Here is a 17,947-nt window from a genome sequence, read left to right as displayed (position 1 = left end):
ATTACATAAGCTTGTAGAGTAGTAAAAAGTGAATGATTATAGCTTAGTTATACCGGTGTTGTCGCGCAGCTGTGCCAAGTTTTGGTCATCGTACAGCCCCTTTTCTTGCCGTGTAGGTGCGCTATTCTCCACTCGTTGGGCTGTAGCCTTGTCGCCCAAAATGCGCGCGCAGTCAGCTAGTCGATGATAGTCGTTGGAACCTAATGTACCAGCCTCAAACCGCGCATTGAAAATACTAAACGCCTTCTGCACCAAGGGCTTCCCCCGCGCATCGCCCCGATTCATCAAATGCTCCCCATAATAGTGCGGGGCATAGGGATAAGAGGGGTCCATTCGCATTACCTCCTCCATAAGTTCTTCATACCGGGCAGGTTCTTTGTACCGGAAGCTCATGCCCAGGTTGAAGGCCGTTACTGGAGCCGGATTACGTTGGTATGCTTGTTCATACCATGGCTGGCTCCTGTCGCGGTGGCCGGCCATGTCATAGTGGTAACCAATGCTGTTATGATGCGCGTTAGTTGGATACAACTCCTGGATAAGCTCAAGGGTCTCTGCCGCCCGCAAATGATTGCCTGCAAACTCGTATGCTTGAAAAAGCTTATACAATGTGCTCTCTGCTGGTTTCCCGCCTTGCTGCTCGGCCGCAATGTTGACGTTGCGTTCCGCCTGGTAAAGCATCCGCTCGGCCGTGCTCAGAGCACGGTTCGCAAACGGATTCATAGGCTCTACCCGTACTACCTGGCCATTGACAGTGGCTTGCACGTGCACGAGCTTGTCAGCACTAATGCTGCACTCTAGCTGTATCGGCGTGCCTGCTTGGAATGGCTTATTGGCCGGCGCAAATACTTTCAGCACCTGCAGTACTTTGTCCGTACTCGATACGCAGATAGGAATTTCAATCTGTGTCTGACCATCTCGTTGCGTAACCAATTCGTTCATAACCACTGGTTCGCATGGTATCAGGGTGCCTGCTTTAACTAATACTTCCGGCTGTCCCCCCTTGGTTACAATCAGTAGGGGTTCACTGACAATTGGCTGAATGATATTTTTACCAAAGCCATTGTAGATAAGCGAATGAATAGCTGCTCCGGCTGCTACGTGCGTCTGAAGATCCTGTGGAATGATGAGCTCCGATTCATCGAAATACTGGGCTAATGCCTGTTGGATATAGGGATTTTTAGCGCTACCTCCAATCAACAAGACATAGTCAATATCCACTTTACCAAGGCCCGCCTTTTTCAGAGCTGAATCAACAGGGCTGAATATGCTGACAAACTCCTCTTGCCCCTCTTGCCGGGCTGCTGTCCTCGTTGCTGGCCCGGTAAACGTGCTCATCAGCTCCTTGAATTGCTTGAAAGATAAGCGCGGCTGCTGTAGGACAAGATGATGCTTAGGTAAGAATACTTCAATAGGTGTTCCTAGGGTAACGGCCGTCTCATTGCCTGCTATGAGTGGTAACACAGAAGAAGTTTGCATCTCCATGGCCACTTGCTTGCAGAGACGAATTTTCAATTCTTCTGCCGCCTTTAATAGCCGAGGCAAAATACCCTTATTGATCTGTGGAGTGCGGAAGTCCTTCGCGCTAACGCCATTCTCGGCTAATAACTGTGGTAACAATATGTGCAAAGCAATAAGACGATCTACATCGTCCCCACCGAGTTTTTCGAACCGGGAAATTGCCAGGTTTTTAGAGTAAGTCCCGTGTAGGCCGGTCCCGATTTCTAGTACCGAAACATCACAAGTACCAGCCCCAAAATCGAAGACGAGTAGATGTAAAGGGTAATCAGGAGTGAGCAGTAGCTGTGCGCCCCGTTCAGTGGCTGTGCTGGCTACCAAATAGCTGAGAAAGGCTGCATTAGGTTCATCAATAAGTGCCTGAGACCCCAGTTTGATACCTGCAGCGGCCAGAGAATCCAGCAAATCTCGCCGTTGATTTGCTTCGAATGAAGCGGGAATGCTTACCGCATACTCGACCTGTGGTTGGAGCTCTAGCTTATTCAGATATCGATCTAACTGCTCCTTTACATACTTGAAGAAGACCGTAGCGGCATCGGTAGGTTTCAAAATAGTAGCTACCGGATGATTACGCTTTAGCTCACTATTAAAATACTTGGATCCCAGATCTTCTCCTAACTCCATTTTGAAGGAGTACCACATATTCACTCCTCGCTTCAATTGGTGTTTGAGCTCAGCAGCCCCGTTTCCTATTAAAAGCTTCCCTGCATGCCAAGCAATAACTGATGGCAACTTTTCCGCTGACTCAGAACCAATTCCATCTGCTTGCAGCTGCTCCGTCCAAAGTGGATGCACCTGAATAGGTATGTCTGACCCGCTACATATCTGAGCTACACTGATCACGGTGGTGGAGGTACCAAAATCAATACCTACAAAGATTCTCCCGTTTGTGGCTCCATTCTGCCCAATTGTTGTAGTCCTTACAGCAGGAAATAAGCTTTGTATAGTGAGTGCGGTAACGTTAGAACTCATGCTTTTAAGTAAACATTGTAATTAGCCACACTCTAGTATGCGTGGAAGATAATTTTCAGGCTAAAGTAGCAATAAACCATGGCTGAAACTCACTTACAGTCACACCAAGAACTAATATTTATAAATGAATTGTTATTGCACGCAGACTTCAAATATAACATGTTTATGATCATGCATTTATATGAAATATTTCTAATTATTGCAGTACACTAAACTGGTTTAAGTAGTTGTTAGTAGTTATCTATTCGGAGTTTATTGAAATCGAGATTGGGGCGCAAGAGTAGTCGACCCCAGTTGCAGGTAGCTATGCAAGAGGCGAAAGAGGCGGGTGCTGTGCTGCTCGTGGCCAAGCTCGACCGGCTACCGCGTAAGCACCTAGCATTCCTGACTTCCCTGATAGAAAGCTGCATGCGCTTCAAAGTGGTCGACCTGCCGGCCGCCGATGAGTTTACTATTCACGTGCTCGGCACCGTGGCTGAAGTAGAAGCCAATGCTATTTCTATCTGCACTAAAGATATGCTGGCGGCCAAAAAGGCGCAGGTTTTCAATTTGGTACGCCTATGAATCTAACCAACGAGGCGCGGGTTTAAGGACAGCAGCAACGTTAGTTCAATGCACAGGTGAGTCTGGCCAACCGCCAAGCTGCCGAGTTGGTTTGTTTTTACCGCAGCCTACGCCGCATTGAGGCTCACAGCCTCCGGCTACCGCACCCGCCGCGGCTACTACTTTACCACCTCTGGGGTCCGTCGACTCGTCATCGCTTCTTTGTCACTATCCACAAATTGCGCTACCAAGTAGTGATAGCAGCGCAAATCAATTATTTTATGAGTTTGTGATATCAGACTCTTATTTTTGAAAGTCGTAGTAACTGCTGCTAATGCCGAGTTTATAGGTTCCGATAAGTAAACTTATACATGCTACATAATCATAATTTTAACCTACTCACCTTTCCCAAAGCACATTAGCTTTGTTCAGAGGATCATTACTATCATCCTTATATGGCAGAAATAAGTTTCTTGTACTGGAATACTGGTGGGAAGGGTTTTACACAAGAAAAGGTGCTTAATGCTCTTTTTCGCAAGTGCGGTGGTTCAGCTGATATTCTGATATTAGGTGAATGTCCTAGTGGTTTAGAACCAGCATTTTTGGTGAAATGGAATCTGGTTGAATTGCCAGTGCTTGCTAAAGATGGTCAAAAGCTTCAGCAGCGCGTTTATTACCAAGAACATAAACTAAGCCTAAGTATAGCTGTACCCATAAAAACCGTTAAGCGTGTTCAAAAAACCCTGCAAAGCGTTGAGCAACTTGGTGGTGAGTACGATCGAATTGTCCGGCATTCGCGCGTTCGTATCACACGGCTGGTGCAGATGCATCTTAACGTGAACGGCCAATCCTATCTATTAGCGAGCGTACATTTTCCCAGCAAAAAGGAGCAAGATGAAGTGAGTCAACTACAAATCGCTCACAGCTATAAAGCTAAACTGTTAGCGACAGCGATGGATATACCTAACCCTTATGAGAACCGCATAATTGTAGTAGGCGACTTCAATATGAATCCTTTTGACGCTGGTATGATTGAGCCTTTAGGCTTTCATGCTTTGGGTAACCGCGACCAAGCTAACCTCACCACCCTACGACATTATGATGCAACCCCCATTTTCTATAATCCATGTTGGGCGCTGCTTGGAGATCATCATCCTACACATACTGACCGCCGCACGGGCGGCAGTTTCTATTATGGGAGCAGTTCATCACGTCGGCTATTCTGGCACTTGTTCGATCAGGTAATTGTTTCCCAGAAAATGGTCGACTTATTCAAACCATCTTCGTTGAGTTTAATTGAAATTCCTACTCTGCTCAAAGAAATGACGAGCAATATCACGCGAGAAAAGGCCCTATACGCGGACCACTTTCCGCTCACTTTCACTTTGAAACTCTAAGTTGATGGCTCTCGAACTAGATTTGCCTACTTCCCGATCCGATGAAAAACGTTATTGGGAAATTGAAAATGTCTTAAAGCAAATGCGCTTGCAGGTTGAATCTCGCTATAGTCAAAGGATAGCTGTTCTTCTTATTACCATCCACCAAGATGACAGTGGGCAACAAACTGTGCAGCATCGTTACGCTGTTAAACTTAGCTTCGTTTACCGTAACTATACAGCAGACCTAATGGAGTTAGATTGCTCTGTAGAACGCGGTTTCCCAGTGAAAGTTAATGTCTTTAACGAGCCATTTGGTGTAGCAGAAGATAAGTACGAGCTTGAAAAGTTGATAGAGAAGGTATTTTTAGATATACGCACAAGGAATATCATTCTGATCAATTATTAGAGCTTTGTTTTTTAGACATATGGGCTTGTAGGCACGGAAGGCCTTTAGCAGCAGGGCCATGAAGAGCAAAGTCTGCTTTTGAAGTTGATGATCTGCAGACCGCGCAGCAAGATGCCCCTTAGCTGTTGGTCTCCCGGTTGCCAAATGTCAGTTCCATGCGGTTGGCTTCGTTGAAGTACCAATAGCAGGTGTTTGAGCTGTTCAAGTTCCCGGTGCATATATGGGTCGGTATGGTTCCGGCTATGGTAGTAAAACTTGCATTTCATGATCTGGTAGGCACAGGGTTCTGTGCGGATCACCAAGCGCTACTGCAGAGTGGCCGTGATTTCTATAGGAAGAAGTCCAGGTCTTCGGGCTGGGCCAGATACAGTTGCTGAGTCAGGTAGTTCAACCACCCGACTGGATGATACATCTGGCGGCGTTCGCGCTGGAGCAGATAGACGCTGAAGAGGGGCACCCGCTGGGCCGGTAAGGCCCGCATTTTGGGTAAGCGTTCCACCACAGGGGAATGATACTAAGTCCACATCTCCCTTATATATCTGTGGTGCTGATACGTACGCCTTTTAGTAGCTCGTGAAGGGTCTCCTAACCAGTCAGCCAGCACTCGTCGTAGAGAAAATAGCTGTACAAGGATGAGGGAAGCCGAGACTCCGGGATGACGAGTTCAGCGGGTAGGCCCTGAGCTTTTCCGGATTCGAGTAACGCGCTCTGCTGGGAGGAAAACACACGGTAGGGATAGAACGAAATGAAGTTAAGTCGCCACAACAATGCCGTACAAAAGTCCTCTATCCTAGGCTATTCCCATCCTTTTAATATTGCGGGGATGTACTGTAATAGTAATTATTATATAATTTTTAATTTACTACAACAGCAAATATAACAGGAGGCAAGTGGGCTAACGATGCCTCATGACTTAGGATGAGCCGGGTTCGTTACAAGGCTGATGCTTCCTCCCTAGCATGTAACGACGGCCGCAGTTAGGGTCACTATCTATTCCACATCCGATAAAAGTGCCTCGGCCTGTCGCAGGAGCAACCGACGCACGGCAGTAGCATCAAACTCTTTCCCCCGACGAGTGCGATAGTCCCCTTGGGTGAGTTCCTGGGCAATCTGCTGGAGGGTATGCCCCTGCTGGCGCAGGAGCACGGCCAGGCGCGTGGCCTGACGGTTTTCCTTGTTCTCGCGGGCATTCTGCTCCCGCACCACTTGGCCCTGCTGAATGGCTGCGGGCGTCAGGTTGGCCGGCTTGCCTAGGGCAACGCCGCGCGCTTTGAGGGCCGCCAGCGCTTCCTTGGTGCGCTTGCTAATGAGTTCTCGCTCGTGCTGTGCGAGCACGGCAAAAATGCCGACGGTGAGGGTGTTGGCGTCGGGCATGTCACAGCACACAAAGTCCACTCCACTATCGCGCAGGGCAAAGATGAACCCCGCATTCCTAGACAATCGGTCGAGCTTGGCAATGAGCAAGGTCGCATTCGTCCGACGCGCGTGGGCAATGGCGGCGAGCAACTGGGGGCGCTGATCCTTCTTGCCGCTCTCCACTTCCGTGTAGTGGGCGAGCACCTGGGCGGGGGGGCGGACGTACTGCGCGACGGCATACTGCTGCGCTTCCAGGCCTAAGCCCGAGGTGCCTTGCTTGTTGGTGCTGACCCGGTAGTAGGCGATGTAGGAGTGCATGCCGGCAAGATACGGCCAATTGGCATTATATAAACGGGCGTTCATAAAATGCCAATTAGCCTCTCCCCTCCTGCCGATGCCTGGTATTAACAGCACAAAGCGTCGCCTCTAAGGGGTATATTTTAGTACAAGCCCCAAAAAGCACTTATGCTAAAATATACTACTGTTGAGTTAGTCATTGGTCCTCTACCATCTCCCTATTCGACCGGTACATCCCACCCGAAACTTTTATACCCGAGCCGGCCCCTGACTCAAGCAACTCCTTCTCACCCCTTTTTTGTAGTACTATCCCCTACCCTCTTTTCCTATCAGCTACCCGCAATGGATAGCCTATTCCACCCCTTTTTTGTAGTCATATGCTTTTGAGGTTTTCCAGCCGGTTATCCCCCCTCTTTCTCTGATTTGGTGTTCCAGCCGGCTCAGCAAGCATATGACTACAAAAAAGGGGTCGCGCTTAGCCCCCTTTAGCGTTACTCGGCCCAGCTAGATTCCCCATTACAACGTCCTTGTACAGTTTTGGGGAAGATATGACTACAAAAAAGGGGTCACCCCAGCCGTTCGTTTGTTACTTAACGGGTCTGAATCAGGCTTGAGGCTGTTTTGCCTTTAACCTTTCTCAAAAAAACTACTCAAGAAACTAGTTGTTTTCTTCTTTATAAAGTTTACCTAGTTTACGGGCCTTATAACTGTCTGATAAGCAATTATATACAAGGTGATAATGCTACAAAAAAGGGGTTATACTGCTACAGAAAAGGGGTGAGTTGCTACAAAAAAGGGGTTATACAACTACAAAAAAGGGGTGGTCAGGGCCCTATACAGCTACAGAAAAGGGGTTATACAACTACAACACAATAAATATGTAGCATAATATACGGCCTTTACTTACTTTGCCGGCATGAAACAAGATGCTCTGGTAAAGGGGGATAGCGCGGTCCACCCCCTCATTGTGCAGCACAATGCCCTGATCAACGCCCGGTTCGAACTGAACACCACCGAGTCGCGCTTGTTTCTGGCGCTGCTCAGCCGGATCGGGCGGGATGATACCCAGTTTCAGGTGTGCCAGATTCCGGTCCGGGAGCTGATGGGCCACAGCTCCAGCAACTCCACCTATGATCTGGTGCGCAAAACCCTCAAGCACTTTGCCTCGCGCACCTTGCTTATTGAAAAGCTCGACACGTCAGCCCGCCGCAACAACAAACCGGACTTTTCGATATTGCCCTTGTTAGCCTTTGCCGAGTACAAGCACCGGGAGGGCGTGGTCGAGGCCCGCTTCAACGATTTGCTGATGCCCTACCTGCTGCAGCTGCGGGAGAACTTCACCAAGGCGCAGCTAACCGAGCTGCTCAAGCTCAAGAGCAGCAACGCCTACCGCATTTACCTGCTGCTGCGGGAGTACGCCGCCTTCGGTAAGCGGGTGATGGCAGTGGCCGACTTGAAAAGTATTCTGGGCGTGGAGGAAGAGTATGACCGGTTTACCAATTTCAAAGCCCGTATCCTGGACCGGGCCAAGGCTGAGTTAGCCCAGACCGACATGGCTTTCACCTATGAGTTGGAAAAACAGGGCCGCACTATCACCCACATCTGTTTTCTGTTTAAGCCCACTGGCAGCGCACTGCCTGTGTTGGCTGTTCCTGAGGCCGGCTGGGAAGCCACGCTGCTGGAAGCGGGCATCGCCGCCAAAAGCATTGCGGGCATTAAGACGCAGCTGGAGAACGGGTACTATGACGAAGGGTACGTGTATTTCGTTGTGGCTTACGTCCGCCGACAAGCCGCGTCCGGCAAAGTGAAAAAGGTGGGGGGCGCGATATTCAAGGCGTTGGTGGAAGGGTACCTGCTGGAGGATTACCGTCGGCAGGTGCGCAAAAGCAAAGCCCCCGAAGAATCGAAACGCGGGCCCGCTGCACCGGTGCTTTCGCTACAGGAACGCCATACGCTCGATGACGTGCACGCTATGTACGAGACCATGCGGCAGCGCCAGCTGATCACCGATGAGACTTTTGAGGCGAACCTGGCGCGGGTCTGGCTCTCGGCGGGCTTCCGACAGGAAACGGACTCGCAGGGAGTCCAATGGCTAATAAAACCCTGAACTCTACGCTCAGGACTTGCCTTCGGTCGGTTCCTCCCCTGCTATCGTTAAGGGGCCAAGGGCAAAATTTAAGCGGAGGCGCTAGCTTAGTGCCCTAACCAATGCGCTGCCAGCCTGATCCTTTTAGGCTATTTACTCTATTTGCATAGCTTGCAACGAAATGATATTCTGATTTTTATATCCTATTAAGGGTAGGTTTGATTGCCTCGCAGTGGAAGGACATCGGAGAAACCAAAACTTTTACCCTGGACGAGTTCAAAATCATGCTCTCGCTCAAGGATCCCAAAGGCCAAGAGCCGGAGCAGTACGAGAAGATATCCGCCCTGCAGAAGTATGTGCTCGATGTGGCCACAAACCAGATCAACGAGCACACCGACCTGCGTATCAACTACGAACTCATCAAGAAAGGGCGCTCGTTTCATAGCATCCGCTTTTTTGTCAATGGCCAAATGCCCCAGCAGCTGCCTATTCCTTTCGAGGACGGTGCTGAGGAGGAAAAGCAGCGCCGGGCCCTGCAGAACCTGGAAGAGCTGGAAATCCGCGACCCTAAGCTCATCAGCCAGATCCTGGGTGACGCCAAGAAGCTTAATGCCCTGTTCTCATTTACCTACAAGCACAAAACTGGTAAGGTGAAGGCCGATAAAAACCCAGGGGGGTTGTTTTTGAAGATGGTGGGCTTGCGCTAAGCCCCGCCAAGGGCCTTGATCCCGGCGGGGCGCTGGAACTGTTCATGTCTGAGCGCCTCAGTTAACACTGGTTGCAATTTGACACCTGAAGAGCGCGCTAACCCATGCTTCGAGCCATTATGGCGAAAGGGGACAATAGCCACAAAGAAACCCAAAAGAAGAATAACCTGATCAGGTTGTGTGTGATTACATGTACAAAAGCGGGCCCAGCTAATCTTAGTTCTACAAGTACAGGATACTCATCGAGAGAGTAGGCACTCTGTACTTTGCTCCCTGCACCAGTATAGTGAACTGATTTTGGCTCGTTTAGATCCTCTTTTCTACTTCCGATACTGTTAAAATGGTACAGGTAAAGAAGCGGTTTGATTCCGGAATAAGACAATAGCCATCAGTAGGGATGGCTCTCCCTGTTGCTCTGAACAGGGTAGAAAAAGTACTTACACGTAAGAAAGAGGAACTAATATCCTGCTATCTACCTCTCCCTCACATCTTAATGTTTACACCATTTCTGGCGCTCAGTCACTTCGAAGCCCGCTACCAAACTACGTGGTAAACTCTATTCGCTCAAACAAGACTACATCATAACCAGTGGCATAGGAAGGCCAGCAAAAAAAGCGGTGGGCATTTAGGGGTAGTGCGAAGTTGGACGTCTACTTCTTCGGCGCCTTTTGCCAGGTGCCACGCAGTAGCAGAAGAAGAGCCGGAACTAGTGATCCTTCGCGCCTGCCAAGCTTAGCCCCTACGCTCGTCCCCTACCCACCCGGTATGATCCCACGTTTATCCCTTCAACCGTGCCTTCTGTTTTGCTTGGTTTCGCTGCCGTGGTCTTTTACCCAGGCGCAAGTTGCTCCAGTGTCCGCCTCTACCACCCCGCACCGGGGGGATAGCCCCGTAGTAACCACGCTTGACGTGGATAAAGCAGCCTATGCGCCCGGCACACCGGTGCAGTGCACCGCCACGCTAAGCCACCCCCACGCTGGACAACAACTGGTCGTTAAGTACTACCATCTGGGCAAGCTCCTTAGCCAGCAGACGGTCCCGGTGACCAGTACTTCCACCACGTGGACGTGGGCTCCACCTAAAACGGACTACCGGGGCTACCTGATACACGTTGCCGTAGTGAAGGGTAATCAGACGATGGACCAGGCCGCCACGGCCGTCGATGTGTCGTCGGACTGGCAACAGTTTCCCCGCTACGGTTTCCTGTCGAAGTTTGGTAAGCTTTCCAACCAGCAGATGGATGCGGTAATCGGACAGCTCAACCGCTACCACATCAACGGCCTGCAGTTCTACGACTGGGGCGACACGCACCACCGTTCACTGGCCGGCACGCCTGAGCGACCTGCCGCTGAGTGGAAAGACTTAGCTAGCCGCCCAACTTACCTGGCCACCGTGAAGGGCTACATTGACAGGGCTCACCAGCGTGGCATGAAGGCCATGTTTTACAATCTACTCTACGGAGCCTATCCCAACACGACGGCCGAAGGCGTAAAGCCTGAGTGGGGCTTATATATGGACAGCCTGCACACTAAGCGCTATGCCTACGCGGGCTTTCCCGCCAGCTGGGAAACGCCGGGCCTTGACATCACGAATCCTGGCAATCCAGACTGGCAGCGCTACCTGCTTAACAATGTAGATCAGGTGTATAAGGCGGCCCGGGCCCTGCCTTTTGATGGCTGGCACGTCGATCAGCTCGGTGACCCAGGCAAGGTATACACGTATGCTGGTCAGCGCACCGACCCGAGCAACGCCTTTGGCTCCTTCTTGAAGAAGGCCAAGCAAACCCAGGCCACGCGCCCGCTGGTCATGAATGCCGTAAACCAGTGGGGCCAGGAGCAGATTGCGCAGGCCCCGGTGGAGTTTCTCTACTCTGAGCTGTGGACGGGCAACGAACAGTACCAGAGCCTGGGCCAGGCCATTCAGTACAACGAAAAGTTGGCACCCACCAAGCGCACGGTACTGGCGGCCTACGTGAACCGGGAAAAATCGAACGCGCCCGGCCTGTTCAACCCCGCCAGCGTGCTGATGGCCGATGCCGTTATTTTTGCTTTTGGGGGAGCCCATATCGAGCTCGGGGAGCACATGCTGGATACGGACTACTTTCCAAACGACAAGCTCCAGCTTACCCCGGCACTCCAGCAGCAGGTACAGGCGTACTACGATTTCGCGGTGGCCTACGAAAACTTGCTGCGGGGCCAGGGCCGCACGTTCTCCGACGTAAAGCTTACCGGGAACCCGCAGGTCGCAGCCTGGCCCCCTCAGCTCGGCAAAATTGCGGCCGTGGGCGCGCAGTGGCAAGGCAAGCAGGTGGTGCATCTGCTCAACTTTACCGACGCCACCACCCTGGAGTGGCGTGACAACAAAGCCCAGCAGCCCGTTCCGAGCGTGCGCCGCAACGTAGCGGTACGAATCGCCACGTCCAACAACGTGACCCGTGCCTGGTGGGCCTCGCCGGATTTCCAGCAGGGCGTCCCCCAAGAGCTAAAATTTACCCAAGCTAACGGCCTGCTTTCCCTTACCCTACCGCAACTGCAGTACTGGGATATGTTGGTCTTGGAGTAGTCCCCAGCTCCCCCCTTCCGCTCTGATCTCCGCGTACCTAACCAAACTCCCGCCAGTATGAAAACACTATTCCCGCATTCCGCGCCTCCAGGCGCGGAGAAGACCTCCAATTGCCAAATTTTGGCCCGCCGCCCCGGTACTTTACTTATCCTGCGGGTGCTCCGTTACCTGCTCCTGCTCCTGCTGTTGGCCCCCGCAGCCATTGCGCAAACGCTTACCGAAGTACATACCGATAAGGCCCGCTACAACCCCGGGCAAGCGGTGAGCCTAGCGGCCAATATTGGCTCCTACAGCAGCGGGCTAAGCCTGGTCGTGCAATACTATCAGACCAACACCCTACTATCGACGCAAATCATTACGCCAACCAGCGGCATCGTCTCCTGGACCTGGGCCCCGCCCACCCCCGACTTTAAAGGCTACCTCATAGGCCTAACGCTGAAGCGCAACGCAACGACGCTGAGCACTGCCTCCATTGGAGTGGATGTATCTTCAGACTGGGCCCGCTTTCCTCGTTACGGCTTTTTGTCGCAGTTCGGGCCGCGCACCGATGGGGACATGGACGTGATGATAAAGAAGCTGAATCGCTACCACCTGAATGGGCTGCAGTTCTACGACTGGATGGACAAGCACCACCGCCCCCTGGCCGGCACACCCCAGGCGCCGGCGCCCAGCTGGAACGACTTAGCCAACCGCCAGTCTATGTTTGAAACCATTAAGGGCTATATCGACCGGGGTCACAACAAGAATATCAACTCTCTATTCTACAGCCTGATTTATGGCGCCTACCCCGACGCCGGTAACGACGGCGTGAATGTAGGCGGTTGGGGGCTGTACCGCGACGTGGCCCACACCAACGCCTGGTATAACGGGGGCTTCCCGACCAGCTGGGAGGCGGCGGGTCTCTATATTATGAATCCCGGCAATGCCACCTGGCGCGCGTACTTTCTGGGGGAAGTTGGCAAGGTGTACGACGCCACCAACCTGCACTTCGACGGCTGGCACATCGACCAACTGGGTGACTGGGGCTTGATGTATGACGTATTCGGGCAGCAAGTTCAGTCAGATCAGGCCTTTGGGCCTTTCATCTCGGCCGCTAAAGGGGAGCGAACCACCAAGCGCCTGGTAATGAACGCTGTAAACCAGTACGGGCAGCCGGGTATTGCCGCCGCTCCGGTGGATATTACCTACACGGAAATGTGGGATGGCAATGAGGGCTACGCCAATCTGGGCGACGTCATTCAAACCAATGAACGTATTGCGCCGGGCAAACGCACGGTGCTGGCCGCTTACATCAACAAAGCCAAGTCCGGCAGCGCCGGGTTGTTTAATCCCGCCAGCGTGCTGATGGCCGATGCAACCATTTTCGCCTTCGGGGGGGCTCATATTGAACTCGGGGAGCATATGCTGGGCAACGAGTACTTTCCCAACAGCAACCTGCAAATGTCGGCCACTCTGCAGAAGGATGTAACGACCTACTACGATTTTGCCGTGGCCTATGAGAACCTGCTACGCGACCAAGGGCGGCAGTTTAACAACGTTAAGCTCTCCGGTGGTACCACCGTACAGGCCTGGCCCCCAATACAAGGCAAAGTAGCCACGGTAGGTAGCACGGTAGGAGGCAAGCAGGTATTCCAGCTGCTCAACTTTACCCAGGCCCAGACCCTAAACTGGCGTGACAACGATCAGGTGCAGCCCGTGCCCACCACGCTCACCAACCTGAGCCTGAGCTTCCCCTTCAGCACAGCCCTGACCAAGCTCTGGACTGCCTCGCCCGACTTTAACAACGGCTTACCCCAGCAGCTCACCTTTACTCAAACTGGCGGGGTAGTAACCCTGAAGTTACCCCAGCTCAAGTACTGGGGTATGCTGGTGGCCGAAACGGGCACTACCCCACCCGCTGCCACAGCCACGCTGAAGGTGTATTTCAAGAAGCCAAACACCTGGGCTACACCAATTATCCACTACTGGAATACCCTGCCTGTCACGACCAACAGCACCTGGCCCGGTGTAGCCATGGCACCCGCGCCCGAGGTGGGCACCAATTGGTTCTCCTACACCTTTGCGGCGGGTACTACTAGTGCCAACCTGGTGTTCAGCAACAACGGCGACCAGGCCTCAAAAACCGTAGACCTGGCCCGCGCCCGAAACGGCTACTACGACTATGGTACCAGCAGTTGGAGCGACATTCCTCCGATTTCCATTTATTTCAAGAAACCCAGCGCCTGGGGAGGACCGAACCTGCACCACTGGAGTACGCAGCCCCAGAATAGCAGCTCCCTGTGGCCCGGTCTGGTGATGAGCCCTGCCCCCGAGCTGGGGGGAGATTGGTACAGCTACACCTTCCCTCAGGGTACCACCAGCACCAACCTGGTCTTCAATAACAATGGCGACCTCGCTTCCAAAACCCCGGACCTCTACCGCGACAAAACCGGATACTACAATTACGCCACCGCCACGTGGGACAACACGCCTACCAGTGCCCGCCCAGCCCTGGGTGCTGCAGCCCCCGCACCCCAAATTGCCGGCCTGGAGCTCGAACAGAACGTGCCAAACCCGTTCACAGCTTCCACTACCCTAGGTATTAGGCTGCCCACGTCAGGGCCAGTTAGTCTGGTGGTGTACGACCTGAAAGGGCGGGCGGTCGTGACCCTGCTTGACCATGCTTTGCTGGGGCAGGGTATGCACCGGATAACGCTGAATGGCTCGTCGCTGCGGGCAGGCGTGTACATCTGCCGTCTGACGACGGGCAGCGGTACGCTCACGACCAAAATGGTAAAGTTCAACTAAACCCTGAAAGGCTCTCCCTACCAGGAGGGCCTTACTTACATTCTACAGCCTACGTGTTTCACGTTTACTTCCCACCATATGCTAGTACCATTTCCCCTTTGCCTACCTCAGCGCAGGGTAGGTGTGGCCGTAACGGCACTCTTAAACTGGAGACAACTGGGTTCTGCTCTGACGCTGTTCGGCCTATTGTTTTTGTCAGCCGTAGCCCAGGCCCAAAACCCCTTCAAGGCGCCTTTGTACTGGAGCCCTTATGAGTATAATATCAAGACCGACAACTACATTCCGGAAACTGAGTGGGCAGCCAACATCGACTGGATGGAGAAAAACCTGAAAGACTCCGGTTACAAAATGATTTGTATTGACGGCTGGGGGGATGATGGGCAATTCAATCAGGATGGCTACCGCACCAGCCACTCCCGTCAGTGGCAGCATGACTACGCCTGGTGGTCCGCGAACCTGCAGAGCCGGGGCATGACCCTGGGTATGTACAACAACCCGCTCTGGATTATCAAATCGGCCGCCGACGCGGGTGTGAAAATCAAGGGCACCAACATCCCGCTTGCTTCCATCATGAATGAGGGCGAGAATGCCCAGTGGTTTAAGTGGGTGCAGGTCGACCGCCCCGGAGCTGAGCAGTACGTGAAAGGCTACATTCAATACTACGCCGATATGGGCGTGAAGTACCTGCGAGTAGACTTTTTGTCCTGGTTTGAAGATGGGTATGACCGCAACATCGGGGTAGTGGGGCCAAAGCGGCCCCGTGCCCACTATGAAACTGCCTTACGCTGGATGCGCGAGGCCTGCGATGCCAATGGCATGTTCCTGAGTTTAGTGATGCCCCACCTCTACCAGGAGGCGGAACTGGAACTGAAGTACGGTCACATGGTACGCATTAACGAAGATGCCGGCGACGGACAGTGGTGGAAGTTCAGCGATGTGGAGCGTGGCAAACGCCGCAACGGCTGGTCGCAGTACGCCAATGCCTTTGATGGGTTTGTGTACTGGTCGCACATTGCAGGACGCGGCAAAATGATTCTGGACGGAGACTTCCTGCGCATCAACACCTTCCAGAATGATGAGGAAAAGAAGTCCGTCGTCTCCCTAAATCTGCTGGCTGGCGGCCCGGTAACGATTTCCGACCAGTACAGTACTATCGGTAATAACCTATGGGTATACCAGAATGAGGAGCTACTGGCTCTAAACCGGGATGGCTTCGTGGGCAAACCCCTCTCCAATGATCCTACCTCTCCCCTTAGCCAGATCTGGAAAGGTCAGCTATCCAATGGAGACTGGGTAGTAGGGCTTTTCAACCGGGAAACCACTCCCCAAACCCGCAGCATTAATTTTGCCGCTGAACTAGGCCTCAACGGTAACCCCAACGCCCGGGACTTGTGGCAGCATAATGACCTGGGCCGCATGAAGCAATATTCGGTGAGCGTGCCCCCGCACGGGTGCGTTATCCTGAAGGTCTCTAAAAGTGACCCTACCCAGGCAACCGCCCCGACATTTAGTTTATCCGAGGGCATCTTCACTACTGCTCAAACAGTTGTGCTTTCCTCCGTTACGCCCGGAGCTAAGATTTACTACTCGTTGTCAGCTACTGCGCCTGCTTCCTCGTTCCAGCTCTACACGGGCCCCATTGGGCTAACGGGTACAGCCACCATTCGCGCCTACACCCAGAAAGATGGGCTGAGAAATTCTCCGCTAGTGTCGGCTACTTACCTGCTGAATCTGCCTGGTCAACTTCCCATGCCCTGGAAAAGTCAGGACATTGGTACGGTAGGGGTTAGCGGATCGGCGTCTTTCGCCAGCGATACCTTTACCAACACGGCCGCAGGGGCCGACATTGAAGGTCCAGCGGATAGCTTCCGGTTTATTTATCAGCCGATTACGGGTGATGCCACCCTTCAGGCTCAGGTGGTTTCCCTGACGGCCGGGCAGGAATGGGCCAAGGCTGGCCTAATGATCCGCTCCAGTCTGGACGGGGGATCCCCCAATGCATTCGTCGGCGTAACGCCCACCAATGGGGTAATCTTTCAGCGGCGGGAAGAAGTAGTCGGGCCCACTTCCGGGACCGTGACGTCTGGGGTCGCCGTCCCCGTTTGGCTGCGCATTCAGCGGGTAGGCACCCAGATTACGGTCTATCGTTCAGTGAATGGGACCAACTGGCTACCGGTTGGTCAACCCCTGACCCTGCCGGTGGGAACCACGGCCTATGCTGGGATGGCTTTCACCTCCCACCAGGAAGGGACGCTGGGCGCAGCCACCTTTAGCCACGTGGAACTAGGGCAGGCAGGTACTGCAGCGAGTGCTCCCACGTTTAGCTTGGTTTCGGGGACGTACACGACGGTGCAATCGGTGGCTTTGTCCAGTACGACGAACGGAGCCTTTATTCGCTATACGACGGATGGCACTGTACCCGGGGGAACATCGCCCCTTTACACAGAGCCTATTCCATTAAATGCTACGGCTACCATCAGGGCTTACGCCCAGGTTGAGGGGAAAGTAAACTCGCCCATCGTATCCAGCAGCTACGTCCTAACCCTACCCGGCAACGAGCTGGTGTCAGGGGCTGCGTATACGCTTAAGGCGCGTCACAGCGGCAAAGCGCTGGATGTAATTGGCGGATCGCTGGAAAACGGAACCCTGCTTCATCAGTGGGACGCTTACAACGATTTCCCCAGCCAGCAATGGGTTCTAACCAACGCCGGAGATGGCTATTTTACCCTGACGAACGGCAAAAGTGGCAAAGTGCTGGACGTTGCGGGGGGCTCGACAGACGAGGGCGCCAGCGTGCACCAATGGGATAGTTATACTCTGTCCAGCCAACAGTGGCGCCTAAGCAAGGTTGAGGAGGGCTACTATAAGATTGAAAACCGTAACAGTGGCAAGGCCCTGGATGTATACGGGGCCTCCGCCGATAACGGGGGGCTAGTAAAGCAGTATACCTACGGCGGCAACGCCAACCAGCAGTGGCGGCTGGAGCGGGTGCGGGCCTCTATTCTTAGCACCAAGAGCAGCACATCCGAGGTAGCAAGGGAGGGCGTGGAGGTATATCCTAATCCGGCCTCCACAGCCTTACACCTGCAATTGCCCCTCGCAACGGCCGAGGTAGTTATTCTGAATGCAGCGGGTGATATCGTGTACCGAGGTAAGGTAACCAGAGCCGAACCCAGTCTGGATGTGTCGCATTTCGCAAGTGGCTTGTATTTGATTAGAATAAGCTTACCTGATGGAAGCCGCGTAAGCCGGCGCGTAATGATCAGCCACTAAGCTAAGGGTCATTCACTGCCGGAAAACGTAGCGAAACAGGAAAAGAGCAGGCCGCACCATAGGT

General features: G+C 53.0%; 11 protein-coding genes. 8 read left to right on the top strand and 3 right to left on the bottom strand.

Going from position 1 to position 17,947, the window contains the following annotated elements:
• Positions 1-36: 36 nt before the first annotated feature.
• Positions 37-2,487 (bottom strand): Hsp70 family protein, encoded by a 2,451-nt coding sequence (locus ACYVGU_RS19640; protein ID WP_460623474.1) that lies wholly within the window; start codon positions 2,485-2,487, stop codon positions 37-39.
• A gap of 255 nt (positions 2,488-2,742) precedes the next feature.
• Between ACYVGU_RS19640 and ACYVGU_RS19635 the strand changes: the two genes are divergently transcribed.
• The 3 genes from ACYVGU_RS19635 to ACYVGU_RS19625 all read left to right on the top strand — a co-directional run bounded on the left by ACYVGU_RS19635 (position 2,743) and on the right by ACYVGU_RS19625 (position 4,815).
• Positions 2,743-3,051 (top strand): recombinase family protein, encoded by a 309-nt coding sequence (locus tag ACYVGU_RS19635; protein WP_460623473.1) that lies wholly within the window; start codon positions 2,743-2,745, stop codon positions 3,049-3,051.
• 434 nt (positions 3,052-3,485) lie between these two features.
• Positions 3,486-4,427 carry a hypothetical protein gene (locus tag ACYVGU_RS19630; RefSeq protein ID WP_460623472.1) on the top strand — a complete coding sequence of 314 codons (942 nt, stop codon included), beginning with the start codon at positions 3,486-3,488 and terminating at the stop codon, positions 4,425-4,427.
• A 4-nt stretch (positions 4,428-4,431) separates the two neighbouring features.
• On the top strand, positions 4,432-4,815 hold the full coding sequence (locus ACYVGU_RS19625) for a hypothetical protein (RefSeq protein WP_460623471.1): 384 nt from the start codon (positions 4,432-4,434) through the stop codon (positions 4,813-4,815).
• A gap of 328 nt (positions 4,816-5,143) precedes the next feature.
• Here ACYVGU_RS19625 and ACYVGU_RS19620 read toward each other — a convergent pair whose 3' ends face one another.
• Both ACYVGU_RS19620 and ACYVGU_RS19615 read right to left on the bottom strand, forming a co-directional pair.
• Positions 5,144-5,317: a hypothetical protein gene (locus tag ACYVGU_RS19620; protein ID WP_460623470.1), complete on the bottom strand. Its 174-nt coding sequence runs from the start codon at positions 5,315-5,317 to the stop codon at positions 5,144-5,146.
• 488 nt (positions 5,318-5,805) lie between these two features.
• Positions 5,806-6,534 carry a recombinase family protein gene (locus tag ACYVGU_RS19615; protein WP_460623469.1) on the bottom strand — a complete coding sequence of 243 codons (729 nt, stop codon included), beginning with the start codon at positions 6,532-6,534 and terminating at the stop codon, positions 5,806-5,808.
• An 850-nt stretch (positions 6,535-7,384) separates the two neighbouring features.
• Here ACYVGU_RS19615 and ACYVGU_RS19610 point away from each other — a divergent pair.
• From ACYVGU_RS19610 to ACYVGU_RS19590, 5 genes are all read left to right on the top strand, one after another.
• Positions 7,385-8,575, top strand: a complete 1,191-nt coding sequence (locus ACYVGU_RS19610; protein ID WP_460623468.1) for a replication initiation protein — start codon at positions 7,385-7,387, stop codon at positions 8,573-8,575.
• Between the two features lie 197 nt (positions 8,576-8,772).
• Positions 8,773-9,261 carry a hypothetical protein gene (locus ACYVGU_RS19605; protein ID WP_460623467.1) on the top strand — a complete coding sequence of 163 codons (489 nt, stop codon included), beginning with the start codon at positions 8,773-8,775 and terminating at the stop codon, positions 9,259-9,261.
• Positions 9,262-10,113: 852 nt separating this feature from the next.
• The gene (locus ACYVGU_RS19600) at positions 10,114-11,823 is read left to right on the top strand and encodes a glycoside hydrolase family 66 protein (RefSeq protein WP_460623466.1); all 1,710 of its coding nucleotides are present in this window, start codon (positions 10,114-10,116) and stop codon (positions 11,821-11,823) included.
• Positions 11,824-11,880: 57 nt separating this feature from the next.
• A complete protein-coding gene (locus ACYVGU_RS19595; RefSeq protein WP_460623465.1) occupies positions 11,881-14,610 on the top strand; it encodes a glycoside hydrolase family 66 protein in 2,730 nt (909 codons plus the stop codon).
• Positions 14,611-14,688: 78 nt separating this feature from the next.
• Positions 14,689-17,883, top strand: a complete 3,195-nt coding sequence (locus ACYVGU_RS19590; RefSeq protein WP_460623464.1) for an RICIN domain-containing protein — start codon at positions 14,689-14,691, stop codon at positions 17,881-17,883.
• The last annotated feature ends 64 nt before the right edge of the window (positions 17,884-17,947 follow it).

Source organism: Hymenobacter tenuis, from assembly GCF_054780495.1.
This window is presented reverse-complemented; position numbering and strand designations above follow the sequence as displayed.